This is a genomic window from Arthrobacter sp. D1-17, from assembly GCF_054130535.1.
In genome coordinates this window covers 361,357-380,255 of the sequence record NZ_CP096382.1, presented here as the reverse complement: position 1 = coordinate 380,255, position 18,899 = coordinate 361,357, and the positions used below count along the sequence as shown (strand labels likewise).

20 protein-coding genes are annotated in these 18,899 nt (G+C 63.3%); 6 read left to right on the top strand and 14 right to left on the bottom strand.

The genetic code is table 11. From position 1 onward, the window contains the following. Positions 1–139: 139 nt before the first annotated feature. The 7 genes from M1E01_RS01740 to M1E01_RS01710 all read right to left on the bottom strand — a co-directional run bounded on the left by M1E01_RS01740 (position 140) and on the right by M1E01_RS01710 (position 7,431). Positions 140–787, bottom strand: a complete 648-nt coding sequence (locus M1E01_RS01740) for a GntR family transcriptional regulator (protein WP_457973397.1) — start codon at positions 785–787, stop codon at positions 140–142. A gap of 125 nt (positions 788–912) precedes the next feature. Continuing rightward, positions 913–1,881: an aldo/keto reductase gene (locus M1E01_RS01735; protein ID WP_457973396.1), complete on the bottom strand. Its 969-nt coding sequence runs from the start codon at positions 1,879–1,881 to the stop codon at positions 913–915. Further along, entirely contained in the window at positions 1,878–2,735 is an 858-nt protein-coding gene (locus M1E01_RS01730; protein WP_457973395.1) for an amidohydrolase family protein, read from the bottom strand. Before M1E01_RS01730 ends, M1E01_RS01735 begins: the two co-directional genes overlap by 4 nt. After that, a complete protein-coding gene (locus M1E01_RS01725; protein ID WP_457973394.1) occupies positions 2,732–4,246 on the bottom strand; it encodes a sugar ABC transporter ATP-binding protein in 1,515 nt (504 codons plus the stop codon). Before M1E01_RS01725 ends, M1E01_RS01730 begins: the two co-directional genes overlap by 4 nt. Continuing rightward, positions 4,243–5,232 carry an ABC transporter permease gene (locus M1E01_RS01720; RefSeq protein ID WP_457973393.1) on the bottom strand — a complete coding sequence of 330 codons (990 nt, stop codon included), beginning with the start codon at positions 5,230–5,232 and terminating at the stop codon, positions 4,243–4,245. The genes M1E01_RS01725 and M1E01_RS01720 overlap by 4 nt, the downstream gene beginning before the upstream one ends. Then, positions 5,229–6,302: an ABC transporter permease gene (locus M1E01_RS01715; RefSeq protein ID WP_457973392.1), complete on the bottom strand. Its 1,074-nt coding sequence runs from the start codon at positions 6,300–6,302 to the stop codon at positions 5,229–5,231. The genes M1E01_RS01720 and M1E01_RS01715 overlap by 4 nt, the downstream gene beginning before the upstream one ends. A 73-nt stretch (positions 6,303–6,375) precedes the next feature. After that, positions 6,376–7,431, bottom strand: a complete 1,056-nt coding sequence (locus M1E01_RS01710; RefSeq protein WP_457973391.1) for a sugar ABC transporter substrate-binding protein — start codon at positions 7,429–7,431, stop codon at positions 6,376–6,378. Positions 7,432–7,616: 185 nt separating this feature from the next. On the opposite strand from M1E01_RS01710, the gene M1E01_RS01705 reads away from it, so the two are divergent. The 6 genes from M1E01_RS01705 to M1E01_RS01680 all read left to right on the top strand — a co-directional run bounded on the left by M1E01_RS01705 (position 7,617) and on the right by M1E01_RS01680 (position 13,302). Next, entirely contained in the window at positions 7,617–8,720 is a 1,104-nt protein-coding gene (locus tag M1E01_RS01705) for an L-idonate 5-dehydrogenase (protein ID WP_457973390.1), read from the top strand. A gap of 133 nt (positions 8,721–8,853) precedes the next feature. Next, the gene (locus tag M1E01_RS01700; RefSeq protein ID WP_457973389.1) at positions 8,854–10,251 is read left to right on the top strand and encodes a mannitol dehydrogenase family protein; all 1,398 of its coding nucleotides are present in this window, start codon (positions 8,854–8,856) and stop codon (positions 10,249–10,251) included. Positions 10,252–10,359: 108 nt separating this feature from the next. Continuing rightward, positions 10,360–11,589, top strand: coding sequence for a D-mannonate dehydratase ManD (gene manD / locus M1E01_RS01695; RefSeq protein WP_457973388.1), 1,230 nt, complete (start codon positions 10,360–10,362; stop codon positions 11,587–11,589). Then, positions 11,589–12,161: a gluconokinase gene (locus M1E01_RS01690; protein ID WP_457974829.1), complete on the top strand. Its 573-nt coding sequence runs from the start codon at positions 11,589–11,591 to the stop codon at positions 12,159–12,161. Before manD ends, M1E01_RS01690 begins: the two co-directional genes overlap by 1 nt. 27 nt (positions 12,162–12,188) lie before the next feature. Beyond that, positions 12,189–12,446: a LacI family DNA-binding transcriptional regulator gene (locus M1E01_RS01685; protein WP_457974828.1), complete on the top strand. Its 258-nt coding sequence runs from the start codon at positions 12,189–12,191 to the stop codon at positions 12,444–12,446. 409 nt (positions 12,447–12,855) lie between these two features. Next, a complete protein-coding gene (locus M1E01_RS01680) occupies positions 12,856–13,302 on the top strand; it encodes a substrate-binding domain-containing protein (protein WP_457973387.1) in 447 nt (148 codons plus the stop codon). A gap of 338 nt (positions 13,303–13,640) precedes the next feature. Here the strand turns inward: M1E01_RS01680 and M1E01_RS01675 are convergent, their stop codons facing one another. The 7 genes from M1E01_RS01675 to M1E01_RS01645 all read right to left on the bottom strand — a co-directional run bounded on the left by M1E01_RS01675 (position 13,641) and on the right by M1E01_RS01645 (position 18,893). Further along, positions 13,641–13,886, bottom strand: coding sequence for a substrate-binding domain-containing protein (locus tag M1E01_RS01675; RefSeq protein ID WP_457974827.1), 246 nt, complete (start codon positions 13,884–13,886; stop codon positions 13,641–13,643). Then, complete coding sequence (locus M1E01_RS01670) at positions 13,870–14,037, bottom strand: hypothetical protein (RefSeq protein ID WP_457973386.1); 168 nt, start codon at positions 14,035–14,037, stop codon at positions 13,870–13,872. The genes M1E01_RS01675 and M1E01_RS01670 overlap by 17 nt, the downstream gene beginning before the upstream one ends. Before the next feature lie 151 nt (positions 14,038–14,188). Continuing rightward, positions 14,189–15,190 carry a carbohydrate kinase family protein gene (locus M1E01_RS01665; protein ID WP_457973385.1) on the bottom strand — a complete coding sequence of 334 codons (1,002 nt, stop codon included), beginning with the start codon at positions 15,188–15,190 and terminating at the stop codon, positions 14,189–14,191. 26 nt (positions 15,191–15,216) lie between these two features. After that, positions 15,217–15,882 (bottom strand): nucleoside/nucleotide kinase family protein, encoded by a 666-nt coding sequence (locus tag M1E01_RS01660; protein ID WP_457973384.1) that lies wholly within the window; start codon positions 15,880–15,882, stop codon positions 15,217–15,219. Then, positions 15,882–16,940 (bottom strand): NAD(P)-dependent alcohol dehydrogenase, encoded by a 1,059-nt coding sequence (locus M1E01_RS01655; protein ID WP_457973383.1) that lies wholly within the window; start codon positions 16,938–16,940, stop codon positions 15,882–15,884. Before M1E01_RS01655 ends, M1E01_RS01660 begins: the two co-directional genes overlap by 1 nt. A 37-nt stretch (positions 16,941–16,977) precedes the next feature. Further along, positions 16,978–17,928 carry a carbohydrate ABC transporter permease gene (locus tag M1E01_RS01650; protein ID WP_457973382.1) on the bottom strand — a complete coding sequence of 317 codons (951 nt, stop codon included), beginning with the start codon at positions 17,926–17,928 and terminating at the stop codon, positions 16,978–16,980. Continuing rightward, the gene (locus M1E01_RS01645; protein ID WP_457973381.1) at positions 17,925–18,893 is read right to left on the bottom strand and encodes a carbohydrate ABC transporter permease; all 969 of its coding nucleotides are present in this window, start codon (positions 18,891–18,893) and stop codon (positions 17,925–17,927) included. The genes M1E01_RS01650 and M1E01_RS01645 overlap by 4 nt, the downstream gene beginning before the upstream one ends. Positions 18,894–18,899: the final 6 nt, after the last annotated feature.

The following is an 18,899-nucleotide window of genomic DNA, read 5'->3' as shown; positions in this document are numbered from 1 at the left end:
GTTATCGGCGCTCCAAGGGCATGGGAATAGGTGAGTTTCGCTTCCTACTCACTTATGGGATGCCAGTCTAGTTGGCGAACCGTCGGCGCAGGTCCGTCACAAGAGCCGCGCCAGGAGTGTACTGGGAAATCTGGAGCACCTAATCTTTGACGAATGGGCGAAGGCGCTCGAGCGAATGTTCGAGATGCTCCCTCATCGCTGTCTGGCTGGCGACAGGGTCTTTGATTGATATCGCTTCTGCTATGGCGCCGTGCTCGTCCACGGCAGCGTGGCCGAGTTGGGATGCGTACAGGATGCGGAATGTTCTCAAGTGGACGTGGGCGCGCGTGAAGGCGTCACTGGCTGAGTCGTTGCCTGCAATTTGGAATATCAGGCTGTGGAAACGTTGGTCGTGTTCTTGCATTGCCTTGTACTTGCTGAAGTCCATTGCCTTGCCGATGCCAGCCGGGTGCTCGACTTCTTTCCGTAGGCGGTCGATGTCCGCCTGCGTGGCACGGCGGGCGGCAAGGGCGGCTGCCCATGGTTCAATGCAGAGCCGGAATTCCCAGAGGTCTTCAAATTCTGCACGGTTAATGACGGGATTGGTGAAATAGCGGTTGCCGCGCTTCGTGACCAGTGAGTCGGTCTCCAGGCGGAGAAGCGCCTCCCGCACAGGGGTAGGGGAAACACCCAGCTCCCGGGCGAGAATCTCGATCTTGAGGGAGGTCTCCGGTTCCAGGGAGTGGTCCATGATCAGGGATTTGAAGTGCTCGTAAACATCGTCCGCCAGCACGTTCTTCTTGAACATGGGGGCCGTGTCGGGTGTTCTCGCTTCTACTTCGGGACTGCTGGACATTTTCCTTCTCCGCTGCAATTGAACCTATGTTTATACTCATTCGACGTCTGCGGGTCCAACCGCCACTCGCCTCAATCCTAGCGGCGCGCCAGATCCTTACCTGCGAGCATCCGCCAGAGCCGTTCGGGGATTTCCGTCTTGTAGCGGTCCAAGGCACTGCTGACCTGCGCGCCGTTTCTGGCTCCCACGACAACGGAGGCGACAGCCGGTTGCCCGAGAGGGAACTGCAAGGCTGCCGCCGGGAGTTCCACCCCGTTCGCCTCACACACATCGGCCATTTCACAAGCCAGGGAAATCAGCTCCTGATCTGCCTGCACGTAGTCGAAGCGTGCATCCGCCTTTGGCCGCCGGGTTGCCAGGATTCCGGAGTTATAGACACCTGCCGCCACAATGCTGACGCCGTGCTCCATCGCCGCAGGGACCAGTTCATCGGCCGCTGACTTGTCCAGCAGGGTCAATTTTCCGGCGACCATGACGATATCGATGTCAGTCTCCTTCACGAACCGGGTGAGGGGAGGTGCATGGTTCATCCCGGCCCCGACAGCTCGGAGGATGCCCTCATCACGCAGTTCGATCAGGGCAGGCAGCGCGGTGCGGATCGCTTCTTCTTCTCTGCCGTCGGGGTCGTGCAGATATGCGATATCAATCCTGTCGAGGCCAAGGCGGATCAGGCTTTCTTCAATGGAGCGCCTGATGCCGTCCCTGCTGAGATCCCATTGCCGGACGTGAGTTGCCGGGACAGCAAATCCCTCTGTGTCCTGCTTGCCCGCTCCTCCGACATGGGGGGTGAGCAGCCGACCAACTTTGGTGGAGAGTACGTATTCATCCCGCGGGTACGGCTGCAGGAGTGAACCCAGCCGCCGCTCGGAAAGGCCCAGGCCGTAGTGCGGGGCGGTGTCGAAATAGCGCACTCCCCCGCGCCAGGCGGTACTGATCACTTCTGCGGCGTCTTCGTCGCTGGTTTCCGTGTACAGGTTGCCGAGCTGGGATGTACCCAGTCCGACTTCCGTGAGTCTGAGGCCGCCGCGGGTCGTGCGTGTTTTCACTTGATTCCCTCTTTCACCTGTAGCCCGTACCAGCGGGATGCCGTGCTGTGCCAGATTGATTCCTGTTCGCTTCGGCTGAGGCTCGCTACCGCCGCCTGGAGGGCGGCTACGAGATCAGCGTAGGAGGCGCCCATGAGTGAGACGGGCCAGTCACTGCCGAACATCATCCTGTCCGGACCGAAGAGGCGCAGGCATTCGTCCACATATTCGGGCAGGCGGGCCTTTACTGTGCTGAAGTCGTGTGCGAGCGTGGCGAACCCGGAGACCTTGATTGCCGCGTTGGGCGAGCCAGCAATCGTTGACATGCTTCGGCCCCAGTCAGCAGCGGGCGTCACATCGAGATCCGGCTTACCCAGATGGTTGACTATGAATCGGACCGCGGGATGGGCTGCCACCGCCTGCGCGGCGGCAGGCAGGTGCTCCGGTCTGATCAGGAGGTCCACGGAGAGGGCGGCTTTTCCTGCTGCCTTGAAAAACCGGGCAGCCTCCTCCCCTGCCAGCCACGCGAGGTCTCGCCGGTACTCCGTAAGATCGCGCACGGACACGAGCTTTTCGCTGCCGGGATGATCCAGCACCCGGTCCAGCTGCCCTTCCGGGTTGGTTCCAGCGTCGATCCAACCCGCGACACCGAGCACGGTCGATGATTCCCTTGCCAGGGCGAGCAGCCCAAGTGTCTCGGTCGCGTCTTCCACGGTCTGCACAACGACAGAGTGGCTTATGCCCGACGGGCTGGCGGCATCCGCCCAGTCCTGGAGTGTGAAGTCACGGCCGATGGTCTCTGCCTGCACGGGGGTCATCCACGTCTGGGGGTGATCGGCAAGGGTCCAGACGTGGTGGTGGGCGTCGATCCTCATGCTGCCACCGAGGAGTCGTGGATGCTGCGGATCACCGTTGCGCTGACGTCCGCGTAGTTCTTGGTGTTATCGACGATGTTGACCAGCCGGTAGTCATGGACAACGGCTATGCGGTCTGCCAGGTTGATCATCTCCGGAAGATCGCTGTCAATCAGTAGTATCGTCAGGCCTGAGTCCGCGAGGTCGAGGATAAGTTCCTGGAAATCTTCCTTTGTCCGGACATCCACGCCGACGGTGGGCTCGTCAATGATGAGCACGTCTGTGTTCGCGGCGAGCCACTTGGAGAGACTGACTTTTTGCTGGTTGCCGCCCGAGAGCTGGCCCACCAGTTGTTGGTCGGAGGAAACTTTGATGCTGAGGTTCTTGATTGCCTTCGCGGCGGCTTCTTCTTCGAGCCGTGTTTTGACGCCGAACCAGCCTGAGATGCGGCGCCAGATAGTAGCGGCGACGTTGTACCGCACGGTCATGTCCAGGAAAAGGCCCTCGCCCTTCCGGTCCTCCGTCACGTACCCCATGCGGTAGCGGTGGAGGGCTTCGCCCATGCTGCCGATGGTGACTGGCCGGCCGTTGAGGAGAATCTCGCCTCCGGTCACCTTGTTCAGCCCCAGGATGGAGCGGGCCAGTTCGCTGCGGCCGGCCCCGACGAGTCCGTAGAGACCGAGGACTTCGCCCGGGTACACCTCGAAGGAAATGTTGGTGTGTCCGAGGTCGGTGGAGAGGTCCCGCACGGCGAGCTTTGGAGTGCCGGTCCGCTCAATAACGCGAAGCCGGACGTCCCGCTCGGCGAGGATGCGCCCGACCATCAGGTTGACGATGTCGCGCTGGGTGTAGTTGGCGAGCGGTTCTGATTCGACGACGGTCACGCCGTCCCGGAGGATGGTGACTGTGTCGCAGAGGTCAAAGACCTCTTCCAGCTTGTGGCTGACGAACACGATCGCCGTTCCTGCATCGCGCAGTCTCCTCAGCACGGTGAAAAGCCTGCTCGTTTCGTTGTCCGTCAGGGACGCTGTCGGTTCGTCCAGGATCAGCACCCTGGAGTTCAGCGCGAGGGCTTTGCCGATTTCGACCAGCTGGATCTGGGCGACGGACAATTCGGAAACAGGAGTCGCAGGGTTGACATCGAATTCCAGAGTTTCCAGGACGTTCTGCACGATTTCGGCCCTGCGCTGTTGGTCGATCAGTCCCCTTCGGGACGGCGGGTCCTGCAGCGTGATGTTTTCCGCGACCGAGAACAGTGGAACGACGTTCCTTTCCTGGTGGACGACGCCGATCCCTGCCCTCGCGGCGTCGATGGGGCTGCCGAAGTGCCTTTCGGCGTCGTCCACGAGTAGCGTGCCGGCGTCCGGTGAGTGCACGCCGGTGAGGATTTTTACCAGCGTCGACTTTCCGGCTCCGTTTTCTCCGAGCAGGGCATGAATGCTGCCTTCTTGCAAGGTGAGCCGGGCGGCGGAGAGCGCTTTTACTCCAGGGTATTCCTTGGTCAGCCCTGTGGCGGTGAGGCGGTTTTTCATGCTGCCAGTCCCTCTCTTTTCTGCATGACGGATGCTGCGCGGCGCTTGCGGTATTCGCTGATGGCGACTGTGGAGAGAACGACGGCCCCGATGACGAAGCTGGTCCAGCTTGGATCAAGCAGGAACTGCGCGCGGGCGACGTCCACGATCCGGAGCAGGCACGCGGCGATGATTGTTCCGTAGATGGCGACGGATCCGCCGGTGAGCAGGACCCCGGCAATGATGGGGGCGGCGAAGCTTGGCAGCAGCCAGTCCACGCCGATTGAGCGGTTGATTCCCGTCAGGGATGCCATGGTCGCCAGGGCGGCCAGTCCGGTCAGAAATCCCGAGACGGTGTAGGCCAGGATCATGGACCGGGCGTTGGATATGCCTGAGAGGCGGGCTGCTACTTCACTTCCCCCGGTTGCCAGGAGATTTCTGCCCGCTACGGAGCGGGAGAAGAAAAAGTAGACGAGGATACTTACTGCGATCGTGGCCAGAAAGAGCCAGGGAATTCCCGCAATATTCTCGCGTCCAAAGGATTTTAGCGAGTCGGAGTAGGCATCGATCGTGAAGGACCGTACGAGGGAGAATTGGACGCCCAGCAGGATGGTCATCGTTCCGAGGGTGACGATGAAGCCGTGGAGGCCGGTGATGATGACAAGAAGGCCGTTGATTGCGCCGATGATTGTCGCGGTGGCCAGTCCGATGAGCAGTGCGGCCCAGACCGGGACTGCGCCGTCGGCCATCAGCACTGCCATGAGTCCGCAGACGGCGCCCCCCATTGCGCCGATGGCCAGGTTCAGCTGGCCCACGGCCAGCACCGTCATCTGGGAGAGTCCGATGAGGATGGGCACCGAGAGGTATGCCAGGAAGCTCAGCAGCCCCTGCTGGCTGAAGAGGCTGCCGCCCGAGGAGATGCCCAGGATGAGGAAGCCTACGCAGACGATCAGGGTCAGGGTGCCTTCTGAGCCGTGAATCGGGAGTTTGGAGATCAGGTTTTTCATGCGGCGGCTTCCTTGTCTTTCTTCCTCCGGCGGATGCGCTGGAAGCGCTGCACTGAAAGTGCCAGCAGCAGAACACTGCCCAGCGCGATGTTGAGTGTGTCCAGTCCTGCTCCGGCGACACTGAGTCCCATGCGGATCACCAGCGTCAGTAACGTGCCGAGCACGGTTCCTATCACGGAGACGACGCCGCCGATGAGCAGAGTTCCGCCCAGAACCGGGCCGAGGAATGAGGGGATCATGAATTCGGAGCCAATGGCCGCTGAGAAGGATCCGGTGGTGGTGGCCAGCATGATCCCGGCCAGGGCGGCGAGGATGCCCGAGAGGGCGTGGGCGAGCAGGATCCGCTTGCCGGCCGGGATGCCGGAGAGTTCGCTTGCTCTGAGGTTGGCTCCGGTGGCGAGGATTTCCCTGCCTATCCGTGACCGGACGTAGAGATGGTGCATGAGCAGGACGGCCAGCAGCGCGGGAATGGCGAGCAAGGGAATGGCCCGGGGTCCGCAGTAGCCGAAGGCGCAAATGTCAGCGAAAGAACCGTTCCGGAATACGTCCATGCCTTCAGGTTTTGTGCTGAACGCCGCGTTTTCTGTCAGTGCGGTGTACACCAGGGTCACCAGGCCCAGCAGGGCGAAGTCCAGGGCCAGGGTGACCACGAATGCGTTCACATGGGACCTGACGATGATCCAGCCGGCGAGCAGGCCAAGCAGTCCTCCCACGACCATGCCGACAACCGCGCCGGAAAGCAGAGACATCCCCAGGAACTGGTAGCAGGCCCCGGAAGCCATGGCACCCACCGCCGCCATGCGGCCAACGGCCAGGTTCATCTGCCCGATGGACAGAACGCACATTTGGGCCAGCCCCACGACAGCGAAGACTGAGGCATCGCGAAGCAGGGGAAAAACAACGAACCTTTCATTGAAGAACTGCGGATTCATGAGGCCGAACCCGATGAAAAGGGCTGCGGTCAGCAAGGCCAGCAGGGTGCGTTGGCTGGTGAGTAGTTGGAGCGGTGATCGCCCGGGACGGTTTGGAGTCACGGCGCGCAGTGCGGGTTTTTTTTCTGCGATCGTCATCGATGGCTCATTTCTTCACGTATGTCCGAAGCGGCCCGGGGACTCTGCACTGGGTGCAGAGTCCCCGGCTGCGTCACTTCTTGCAGTTGAACAGCTTCGTCTGGAACTCGTTGAGGAGCTCCTTTGTTTTTGCCAGGCGCTCCTGGTCGTAGGTTTCCACGTTCTTTTTGGTAACGAGGAAAGAGCCTGAGTCGATGGAGAAACCGGGTTCAGCCGGCTCGCAGATTCCGGCCTGAAGATTGGCCAGGGCCCAGGTTCCGACGTATCCCTGGCCGTACGGGTTCTGCACCACGGTCCCGGCGATGGTCCCGTCCTTGACCGCGCGCACAACAATGGGGTCATTGTCGGTCGCAATCACCTTGATCGGCAGCTTCGCGTCCGCGACGCCCTGGGTGGCAGCCACGGCCGGGTTGCCTGCGGTGGTGACCATGCCGTCGATTTCGGATCCCCTCGTTGCCAGGAGGTCGCTGACGGCCTTCTGAGCACTCTGGAGATCCTTGTCGATGTCCGTGACTGTGGTCAGCAGTTTCACCCCGCCGTTGGTTTCGTCGACGGCTTTCTGGACTCCGGTGATGCGACGCTGGGTGTTCGTGTCGACCGCGTTACCGGTCAGGTGGACAAGGTTTCCTGAACCGCCCATCGCATCAATGGCGGCCTTTGCGGCCTTATAGGCGGCCGTTCCGGTGTCCGTGCTGAGGCAAAAGTCTGCGCTGTTAGTATCCCCGGCGGGGCAGGCAGCCAGAGCACCAACGGCGAAGCCCTGCTGTTTCAGGTCCTTAAAAGTGCTGTCGATATCGGTTGCGGAGACCCCGAACACACCGAACGCGTTGTAGCCCTGGGCGCCGAGTGAGTCAATGGCGGAGTTCTGTTTGGTTTGGTCCCATTCGCCGGTTTCGTTGAAGGTCACCTTGCCGATACCAAAGTCCTTCACCGCCGCCTCGCCTCCCTGCTTCCATGGCTGGAAGTACGGGTGCGCGCCTCCCGGTACGAGGGCAACGGACACCTGATCGAGCGAAGTTGCTCCAGTTTCCTGCCCGGCTTGGCTCTGCGGGGAGCACCCGCTGAGGGCAAGAGCTGCCCCTGCAATGAGCACAATTCCTGTAACTGCTGATTTCTTGTGGTTCTGCACTACCTCAGGCCTCCTTGGCTGAGCATGAGACGCAATGGACATCTTCATTGAGTCTAAGCGTGGATAGCCGTCGAAAATTGGCTATGCCCAATACTCTATAGACTTTTGCCATATTGTCTATAGAGTTATTGAAGTCCATCCGAAACGACTGGCGAAGATGCCACAGAGGAAGAACCATGCCCCACATGAGCAATGCGCTTGTTATCAGAGGTCCGGGCCAGCTCGACCTCGAAGTCCGCCCTCTCCCGGCCCCGGCCGAGAACGAACTCATCGTAGAGATCAAGCTGGGCGGAATCTGCGGGAGCGACCTGCATTACTGGAAGCACGGTTCTTCAGGCACCTCGGTCCTGCAGGATCCCATGATTCTTGGGCACGAGGTCGTAGGTGTAGTCAGGCAAGAGGCCGCCGACGGAGCCGGCGCCGCAGAAGGAACCCCCGTGGCCATTCACCCGGCGACGTCCTGCGGAAGTTGCCGGCAGTGCACGGCAGGGCGCCGTCATCTCTGCCTGAGCGGACGGTACCTGGGAAGCGCAGCACACCGCCCCCACACCCACGGCGGTTTTGCCAGCCTGATGGTGGTCCCCCGCGACAGCGTACGTCCCCTGCCTGAAGGGGTTCCTTTGGAACATTTTGCGCTGGCAGAACCGGCCAGCGTGGCATGGCACGCAGTGATCCGGGCAGGATCCATCGCAAACAAGCGCGTCCTGGTCATTGGGGCCGGGCCAATTGGACTGGCGGTCGTCGCCGTTCTCAGACTGCGGGGAGCCGGCCAGATCGTGGTCAGCGACCTTCATGCACAACCCCTGGAAACAGCACGCCGCATGGGCGCTCATCGCACCATCAACCCGGGAACACCGAACAGAGAAGAAGCAGACGCTGACTTTGATGTGACGTTTGAATGCTCAGGCACAGCGGCCGGGCTTTCCTTCGCCGTCGATGCCACACGTGGCGGCGGCGACGTCGTGATGGTCGGGAACCAAAGAGTCGGAGACATTCCCTTTCCGGCGTCCCGGGCGATTACCAAGGAACTGCGGGTCAGCGGGTCATACCGTTTCCTGGATGAGTTCGATGACGTTGTGAATGCCCTGGCTACCGGGGAACTGGACCTGACTCCGATCATCTCCCACATCATCGACTGGCGTGACTTCAGCCGTGCCTTCGAACTGGCGGCGTTGCCGGGCCAGTCCAGCAAGGTTCTGCTGGCCATCAACCCCTTGGATGAAGAAGGCATCAGCGCCCCCGATCACAGCGTCCACGCCGCGGGCCATCACGCCAACCGCGTTCCCTAATGCCTTCACAGCCCACCACGGAATCACCGGCCTGGGGCGCGGCCATGACCGGCGAGGCAGGATCATGACGCCTGCGGGGCCTCAGCAGCGCAACAATGCCTTGCATATCAATGAATCGAAGGGAACAACGACCGTGGAGACCCAACTGCGAACCAAGAACCTGCTCTCTGCGCAGACCATCCAACTTCCCCAGCGCCCTCCCGTCCGCATGGTCCACATAGGCCTCGGGGCGTTTCACCGGGCACACCAGGCCTGGTACACGTGGAAAGCTGACCCCGAAGCCCAATGGGGCATTGCAGCGTTCACCGGCCGCAGCGCGGCCGCGGCCACTGTCCTGTCAGCACAGGACGGCCTGTACACCCTCATTGTCCGCTCCGCCACCGAGGACACCTTCCACATCATCTCCTCCATCGTGGAGGCCCGGGACGGCGCCGACCTGGCCCGCCTCAAGGAGCTCCTGAGCGCGGAAACAACAGCAATCGTTACCCTGACAATCACCGAAGCCGGCTACCACCTCCTGCCGGACGGGACGCTGGACCTTCATCATCCCGCCGTGCAGGCGGACATCGGGACACTGCGCGAAACCGATGACCCCCATAAGGCGGCCCCAGCCACCCCCATCGGCCGCCTGGTCCACGGCCTGCGCGCGCGCAGAAATGCCGCCGCCGGAAAGGTCGCCATAGTTTCCTGCGACAATCTCGCCGCCAACGCCGCAGCAACCCGCAACGCCGTGTCAGGAATGGCAGGGGCCGCAGATCCCCTCCTGGCTTCCTGGATCCTGGAGAATGTCAGCTTCGTGGGAACGTCCGTGGACCGCATCACACCCCGCACCACTACCGAAGAACTGCATCTGGTGCGTGAACACTCCGGCCTCGAAGACCACTCCCCCGTGGTCACAGAACCGTTCACCAACTGGATCCTCAGCGGCAGCTTCCCTGCCGGCAGACCCCGCTGGGAGGATGCAGGCGCCGTTTTCGTTGACGACATAGAACCGTACGAAAACCGCAAACTGTGGCTCCTCAACGGTGCACACTCCCTCCTCGCCTACACAGGACTCCAACGCGGGCACAACACCGTCGCCGAGGCCCTCTCCGACCCTCTCTGCGCCCAATGGGTCCAGGAGTTTTGGGACGAAGCCGAACGAAATCTCCCCGCGGAGGGTCTGGACATCCCCACCTACCGGAATGCACTCCTGGAAAGATTCAGCAACAAACGAATCAGCCACCACCTGAACCAGATCGCCGCTGACGGCACCACCAAGCTCAGGATGCGCGCACTGCCGGTACTGACAGCAGAACTGGCCGCCGGAAGGCCGGCCACGGGAGCGGCGCGCATCTTCGCCGCATGGCTCACATGGGCTCAAAACGCCCAAGAAATCCAGGACCCCGCAATGACCGACATCCAGCAGGCCCTGCAGCTGAACGGAAGACAGCGCACCGCAGCACTCATTGCAGCCATCGACGCTCAACTTTCAGATGACACCTCCACACTGAACCACATCGAAGAACTCGCCAAATCACTACGAGCCTGAGCCTGGACCGGACCCGCTGCACACCGTGCACCCAGCGCACCGCCCCTCCCGATCTCGCTCAACTGAACCCTTGGACCAGCAGGACCAGCACCCTTGAAAGGAACCACCATGAAAATTGTTGCCGCGGAAGTCTTCGTGACCAGTCCCTCCCGTAACTTCGTCACGCTTCGGATCACCACCGAGGACGGTGTGACCGGGATCGGGGACGCCACGTTGAACGGGCGTGAGCTCGCGGTCGCCGCGTACCTGAAGGAGCACGTGGCGCAGCTGCTGATCGGCAAGGACCCGCACCGGATCGAGGACACTTGGCAGTTCCTGTACCGCTCCTCGTACTGGCGCCGCGGGCCGGTGACCATGGCGGCGATCGCCGCCGTGGACATGGCCCTGTGGGACATCAAGGGCAAAATGGCCGGCATGCCGGTCTACCAGCTCCTGGGCGGGGCGTCCCGGAACGGGCTGCGGGCGTACGGCCACGCCTCGGGTTCAAACCTGCCGTCGCTGTTTGATTCGGTCCGGGAGCACCTGGAACTGGGGTACAAGTCCATCCGGATCCAGACTGCCGTCCCGGGCATCAAAGCCGTCTACGGGGTGGCCGCCCAGGCGCAGGCCTCCGGGGAGCGCTACGACTACGAACCCGCCGGCCGCGGAGCCTTCCCGCTGGAAGAGGACTGGGACACCCGTGCCTACCTCCGCCACCTGCCCACCGTCTTCGAAGCGGTCCGGAACGAGTTCGGCCCGGAAATCCCGCTGCTGCACGACGGCCACCACCGGATGACGCCGATCCAGGCCGCGAAGCTCGGCAAATCACTGGAGCCGTATGACCTGTTCTGGCTGGAGGACTGCACCCCTGCCGAGAACCAGGAGGCCCTGCGCCTGGTCCGCCAGCACACCACCACCCCGCTGGCGATCGGCGAGATCTTCAACACGGTGTGGGACTACCAGACGATCATCAAGGAACAGCTCATCGACTACGTGCGAGCGGCGTCCACGCACTTTGGCGGGATCTCGCCACTGAAGAAGGTCATGGACTTCGCCGCGCAGTACCAGATCAAATCCGGCTTCCACGGCCCCACGGACATCTCCCCGGTCGGGTTCGCCGCGCAGCTGCATGTGGGCCTGGCGATCCATAACTACGGCATCCAGGAATACATGCAGCACTCGGCCGCCACGAACGAGGTCTTCGAGCAGTCCATGACCTTCACCGACGGGTACCTGCACCCCGGGGACAAGCCCGGCATCGGCGTCGAGTTCAACGAAGAAGCCGCGGCGGCATACCCCTACCAGCAGGCCTACCTGCCCTACAACCGCCTCATCGACGGAACGGTCCACGACTGGTGATGCACAACAACGCTCCCAGCGCTGCAGCGCACTCCGCGCCGAGTGCCGCCGCCGGCCCCCGTGTGATCGTCATGGGCGTGTCCGGCTGCGGCAAAACCACCATCGGTGACCTCGTGGCCCGCGAACTCGGTGTCCGTTTCCTCGACGGCGATACCCTCCACCCCGTGGAGAACGTCGCCAAGATGGCCGTCGGCACGCCGCTGACAGACGAGGACCGCTGGCCCTGGCTCGCGATCGTGGGCAGTGAACTGGCAGCAGCCGGCCCGGACGGCCTGGTCCTCGCCTGTTCCGCCCTGCGTCGGAGATACCGGAACGCTATCCGCGCCCAGGCCCCCGACACCGTGTTCCTGCACCTGCACGGCAGCAGGGAAGTGCTGGGCTCCCGGCTGGAGGGCCGCAGCGGCCACTTCATGCCCGCGGCCCTGCTCGAATCGCAGCTGGCAACCCTGGAACCACTGGAAGAGGATGAGCCCGGCGTTGTCGTGGACATCGACTCCCCCGTGCAACAGGTGGTCAGGGACGCCCTGACCAAGCTGAATAAGGCTGCCGCGCCTGGGCACACAGGAACATGAGGCGCTTTATTGGCACCGGAAGGAAGCATGCCAGTACTGTGTCGCTTCATCCCCCGTCATGACCGGAAGCACGTCAACGACTGCAGGGCAGCAACCGGTAGTAGCCGGGGTGTCCAAAGAAAAGATGATGGCATCAAATCTGCCACCACGATCTATCAGGTCGCCAAAGCGGCCGGAGTTCACCCGTCCGCGGTCTCACGGGCCTTGGGTACAAACAGCAGGGTTAGCGACGCTACCCGTCCACACATAAAGAACGTCGCTGCCCAACTTGGCTACCGGGCGTGAGGCCCTTTCCCACCTCAGACGGGACCGGCACCCTCGGCTTGATCCTTGCTGATCTCGCTGATCCCTCATGCATGGACATCATCCGCGGCGTAGAAGCAACGGCAGATAACAACGGATACGCTCTGATGCTCACCAGAGGATTCGAAATCTCCGGCAGGGAAACGGCGGCCGCTCGGACCGCAGCGCTGGACGGGATCATTCTGGTTCCTCCAGCGGGCGGAGAGGGCTGCCTCCGCGGACTGGCAAGTCAGAAACCGGTTGTCCTTGTCAACTGCGAGATTGAAGGCATCCCAGTGTGGTGCCGGACCTTAAAAGGGGCATAGGCGCAGCGGTCCGCCACGTCCGCGCCAGCGGCCACGGGAAGATCGCCTTTCTTGCCGGACTGCAAGAGGGATAGATGTCATTCCGGATGTGGGAAGAAATCCAAGCCGCATGTCAGTGGCCCAGCCTTGAAACCGTCCGGATAGCATCAACGGAACCGACAGCCGAAGAAGGACGGTGGACGGCACGCGAGGTTCTCGGCAGCGGCGCAACACCCGTCCTGGCGTACAACGACCTGCTGGCCGTCGGTCTCCTGGGTGAACTTCAGGCCGCGTCCCTCACCGTGCCCGATCGCATCAGCATCGTTGGATTCGGCGACATTATCGGCGCGGCTTTCACTACTCCCTCACTCACCACCGCCCGGGCACAGGGAAGGCAAGGCGGCACGACCGCACCGGCCTCGCTCATACAAATGATTCAAGGGAATCCTCCCTCATCCCCCACCACCCTGGTCGAAACCGAGCTCGTCGTCAGAGCCTCTACCGGGACGAGGACCATGACGGTGCTAGAAGCCCCTGACCGCTGCACCATTTAGCCACAGCTAGAATCCCCCTCGGGGGCGATCTACTCCCGCTGGCGGCGCTGGCCGCTCCGCGCCTATTCCGGGCGCCTATCTCCCCCGGACTCGTAACCGCCTAGACTACACAGGCTCCCGCCCACGAGAGCGCCTCAGACGAAAACGAATGGCCCCGGCAACCTCCCGGGGCCATTCAGTCACTCCACCAGAGTGTCGCCGGCGGTTAGGACCCGGCGCTACCAGCATCGCACACTACACCAGCCGTCACCACGATTAAATCCATGCAGCAGCGTTGGCCGCAGACGATGGGCATCGTCCCGGGCGACCGTTCGTTTGCCCCGGGCCATGTCCTGGCGTCAGGATGCCGGACGGATTTCCCCGCTGCCACGTTCTTTCAGTGTTGCCGGGACCCGGTGTGTTTCGGGTTCTTCGGCGCATCCGTCCATCCTTGCAAACAGCCTTTCTGCCGCGATTCGTCCGATCGCTTCCGCGTCCTGTGCCATGACCGTAACTCCAGGGTCAACAAGGTCAGCAGCAGCAAAGTCGTCAAAGCCGATGAGTGCGATTGAGCCGTTCATGCCGGTCTCACGCAGGGCCTTGATTGCCCCAACCGTTCCTGCCGAACTGGCCGAGAAAATCGCCGTAGGCTGAGGGGGAACGGTCCTGGTCGTCCATGACCTGCTTCATGCGGGCGTCGCCCGGCAGGACACCGACCCCGCAAATTGCCCAGTCGTGGGCCTTTCCGGCATTCATTAGCCGGTCCAGATACATGGCCTGATGGGCCCTGCGGCAACCGCCCACACCGAATGCACGATGCCCGCAGTCAGGCCGGTGCGGTCCTAGCTGGGTGTGGCGAGGGCAGGCGGGGCGGCCGAAACCGTAGTGCCGCTGAGTTTTTGCACGATCAGCGGTCCTTCGCCGTCGAAGGGACTGGCAGCGGGCCAAGCTCAGCGGACGTGGGAGGGTTTGCCCCCGGCCTGGAGCAGGTGATTCCCGCGGCGCGGTTGGCGTACGCAGCCAGGACGTGAATTTCATCAAGGGCCAGTGTTCGCAGCCGTTGCCTTCCTCGAGCCCCGAGCGCTTCGAGCTGCGCGAGGCCGGAGATGAGGGCGGCCATGAACGAGTCGCCGGCGCCCACGGTGTCCGCCACCGTGATCGCTTCGGCTGCCATCTCCACCCTGCCTTGACTGGCGAGGATGACCGGGCCGGAGGCACCACGTGTCAGGGCAACGATGGCCGGACCGAGCTCCAGCCAGGCTTGCAGGGTGTCCTCCGGGGCGCGGCCAGGGTAAAGCCATGCCAGGTCTTCATCGCTGGCCTTGACGATGTCGCTGACAGTCACGAAGCGTTCCGCCTGTGCCCGGGCAGCGGCTGCATCGGGGCTGATCGCCGGCCGGCAGTTGGGGTCGTAGCTGATGGTCGCCTGCTCCCGCGCTGCCTCCACCAAGGCAAGGGCAGCCTGGTCCCCCGGTGACAGGACGGTAGCGATCGATCCCGTGTGCACGTGCGTGGAACCCTGGACGGCGGCGAGGGCAGGCAGGGAAGCGCCGTTGAGGTCCCAGCTAATGTCGAAAGCATAGGTGGCTGCCCCGTCGGAACCGAGCGCGGCGGTCGCCGTTGATGTCGGTGATGCGCCGCCTCTGATCGCGGTGACGCCGTTGGACTGCAGGTGCTCTTCAATCATGAGCCCGTACCGGTCATCGGCGTAATGCGTTACCAGGTTCGCCGGCAAGTCTAGCCGCGCGGCCCCCACAGCAACATTCAGGGGGCTGCCTCCCGGGTGCGCCTTGGTGGGCGCCGCCAGGCGCGGGTCGCTGATGATGTCAACGAGGGACTCGCCGATTACAGTCAGGACTGTGCCCCCGGTGGCGGCATGGGGTTCGGGTACCAAGTCTTGCGATTGCATAATTGCTTCCTTGCAATATTTCGGGGTCAGGACCAGGAGATGATTCTGTCCGCCCTGTCCCGGGTGGCCTGGATGAACTCGGCGTTGGTTTGGTCAGTTCCGTTCGTCCACCTTTCGGCGCTGGCGCGGTCCTTACCGAACAGCATGTGCCGTTCCATCAGTCGGGTGGGGCGCAGCGCTTCGGGGCTTTCCAGGAACCACACTTCGTCCAGGTGTTCCCGGACGTCCTCCCAACCAAGACTGTTCGCCAGCAGGTAGTTTCCTTCCGTGATGACGAGCGGGATACTTGCGGGAACTGCGATGGACGCGGCCACTGGTTCGTCCAGTGAGCGGCTGAAATCCGGTGCGTAGACGACCGGCTCGGCGCACCGTGCCAGACGCTTAAGCAGCGAAACGTAACCGCCGACATCGAAAGTGTCGATGGCGCCCTTACGCTCCCGCAACGAATGTCCGTCGAGGACGGCGTTACTAAGGTGGAAGCCGTCCATCGGAACTACAACGGCAACGGCCGGGCCCAGAAGCTCGCCCGGGAGCGCTGCGAAGGTCGACTTCCCTGACCCCGGGGCCCCGCTGATGCCGAGGATCGTTCGGGTCGAAGCCGTGGCACGGAGCCGAAGCTCAGCAACTGCCTGCTGAACTTGCGGGGCAAGGAGGACCTGGGACCCCGGCAGCACAGTCTCTCCGACCTTCATCAGCGGCCCGGGTAGACGACGGCTTTGAGCTGTCGGGGCTGTTTACCGGCCTTGAGCGCTTCTTCGGATTCGGCGAGGGTGAACTTGCCGGTGACCAGGATGTCGAGGTCGACTTTGCCGTCGGCGATGAGCTGGATGGCCAGGGGCCAGGTGTTGGTGTAGCGGAAGACGCCGGAGAGCCAGATCTCGCGGTTCTGGATGTAGGAGACGGGGAGTTCGACGTCGTCCGCCCCGAGCCCGACGAGGATGACCCTCCCGGCGGGTGCGACGGCTTTGATGCCGGAACGGACCGCCTGCGCGGCGCCGGAAGCGTCAATGAAGGCATCGACGTCGAGCCCTTCCACGCTGTCGGTTCTGGCGTTGAGGGCGTGGGTGGCGCCGTGTTCGAGGGCGAACGCGAGCCGGTCCTCGGCGATGTCGCTGATGTGGATCTCGGTGGCGCCGTACGCGCGGGCGGCCTGGGCGGCGATGATGCCGATCGGCCCGGCACCGGCGATCAGCACTCGGCTGCCGGGCTTGATCCCGGCGCGTTCGCAGGCCCAGAGGCCGACGGAGAGCGGTTCGATGAGCGCGGCGGCTTCGTCGCTGACGGTGTCGGGGATGTCGTAGGCGAAGTCGGACTGGATGGTGACGTATTCCGCGAACGCGCCGTCGATCGGCGGGGTGGCGTAGAACTCGATGTCCGGGCAGAGGTTGTAGCGTCCGGCTTTGCACTGTTTGCAGGTGCGGCACGGGCGCTGAGGCTCGACCGCGACGCGCTTGCCGATGCGGGCAGGATCCACGGCGCTTCCGACGGCGGCGATCCGGCCGGAGAGTTCGTGGCCGAGGATGAGCGGGTGGTCCACGACGTAGTCACCGATGCGGCCGTGTTCGTAGTAGTGGACGTCGCTGCCGCAGACGCCGACGGCGGCGACCTGCACTAGGACCTGGTCCGGGTCGAGCTGCGGGAGGGGCAGGGTTTCCATTGCCATGTCGCCCTGGCTCTTGAGGATGTTGGCGCGCATGGTGGCGGGCAGTCCGGAGCCGGTGGCAGGTGACTGTGCGGTTGATGTTGTCATCGAAATATTCCTCGGGAATTGAAGGGGAAAGAACCGGCTACTTGACGGCGCCGAGGGAGAGGCCCTGAACGAGTTTGTCCTGGGCGGCGAAGCCGGCGAACAGCACGGGCAGGGAGATCACGACGGCGGCGGCGCAGACCTGGGCGAGGAAGAGGCCCTGGCCGGAGACGAAGCCGGTGAGGAAGACCGGGGCGGTGCCGGCGACGACGCCGGTGAGGACGCGGGCCAGGAGCAGTTCGTTCCAGCTGAAGATGAAGCAGATCAGGGCGGTGGCGGCGATGCCGGGCATGGCGACGGGGGCGATGATTTTGCGCAGGATGAGCAGGAGGTTGGCGCCGTCGATCTGGGCGGCTTCGAGCATTTCCTCGGGGACTTCGGCGAGGAAGGAGCGCATCATCCATACCGCGATGGGCAGGTTCATGGAGGTGTACATCAGGATCAGGAACCAGATGTTATCCAGCGCCCCGACGGTCCGGGCGAACAGGTACAGCGGCAGGATCGCGGCCACCACGGGCATCATTTTCGTGGAGAGGAAGAAGAACATGACGTCCGTCCACTTCTTCACCGGCCGGATGGACAGCGCGTACGCAGCCGGGATGGCCAGGGCCAGCACCAGGATGGTGGAGAGGATCGAGGCGGTGGCGGAGTTGATCAGGGACGGCCAGGGGCTGACGCCGGAGGTTTCCCCGAAGAACTCCTTGTAGGCGTCCAGGGTGAGGTTCGCGGCGATCGATGGCGGGTTGGTGGCTGCGTCGGTTTCGGAGTGGAACGAGGTCAGGATCATCCACAGCACCGGGGTGGCGAAGAGCAGGGCGAGCAGCCAGGCGGCGATGCCGGCGGCGGTGTTGTTCCGGGTTGGATCCATGCGGGTCTTTCCGCCGGACATCTTGAAGCCGAACCAGGTAAAGCCGCGGCGCCGGGTTCCGGTGTTAAGGGCGGTGGGGCCGGGGGGTGTGCTTTGGGGCGTGGCAGGGGTGAGGGTGCTCATCGTGCTGCCTCCTTCTTGAAGAGTGAAAAGACGGTGCGCAGGGCGAAGGTCGCCACGATGATGGTGCCGATGACCACCACGACGCCGGCGGCGGAGGCCAGGCCGTATTCGTTGGCGAAGTAGAACGTCTGATAGACGGCGTAGGGCAGGTTCGCGGTGCCGAGCCCGCCGGCGGTGAGGGTGAAGACCGCGTCGAAGTTTTGCACGATGTAGATCGCGCCGAGCAGTCCCCCAAGTTCCAGGTACTGGCGCAGGTGCGGCAGGGTCAGGTGGCGGAAGATGCCCCAGGGTGTGGCGCCGTCCATCTGGGCCGCTTCCACGGTGTCCATGGGCCGGGACTGCAGGCCCGCGAGCAGGATGAGCATCATGAACGGGGTCCACTGCCACACCAGGGACACGATCACGGCCATCAGCGGGGCTTGGGAGAGCAGGTCCAGCTGGGGCGCGGCAGCGTTGCCGAACAGTGACCAGACCCAGGTCAGGATCCCGTTGATCAGCCCGTAGGTCGGGTTCAGTAACGCATGCTTCCAGATCAGCGCCGCCGCGACCGGGACCACGAGGAACGGTGCGATCAGCAGGGTCCGGGCCAGGCCGCGGCCGATGAACTTCTTATCCAGCAGCAGCGCCAGTCCCAGGCCGATGAGCAGGCTCGCCAGGACCACCGAGACGGTCAGGACAATGGTGGTGAAGATCGCCTGGCGCAGGTCCGGGTCGGTCAGGACCGTGACATAGTTTTCCAGGCCCGCGAAGGCCGTTTTGTCCGGGCTCAGGCTGTTCCAGTTCATAAACGAGATGATCAGCGTCACCACGAACGGCAGCTGCGTGACCAGGATGAGGAAGACCAGGGCCGGCAGCAGCGGTGCCCGCCGCGCCCAAGCCGCGGCGCGTTCCCGCGACCGGGCATTTCGTGAAGGTGCGGCTGCATTGCGTCCCGGGCGGGAGATGCGCGCCGTTGCGGTAGTCATGAGATT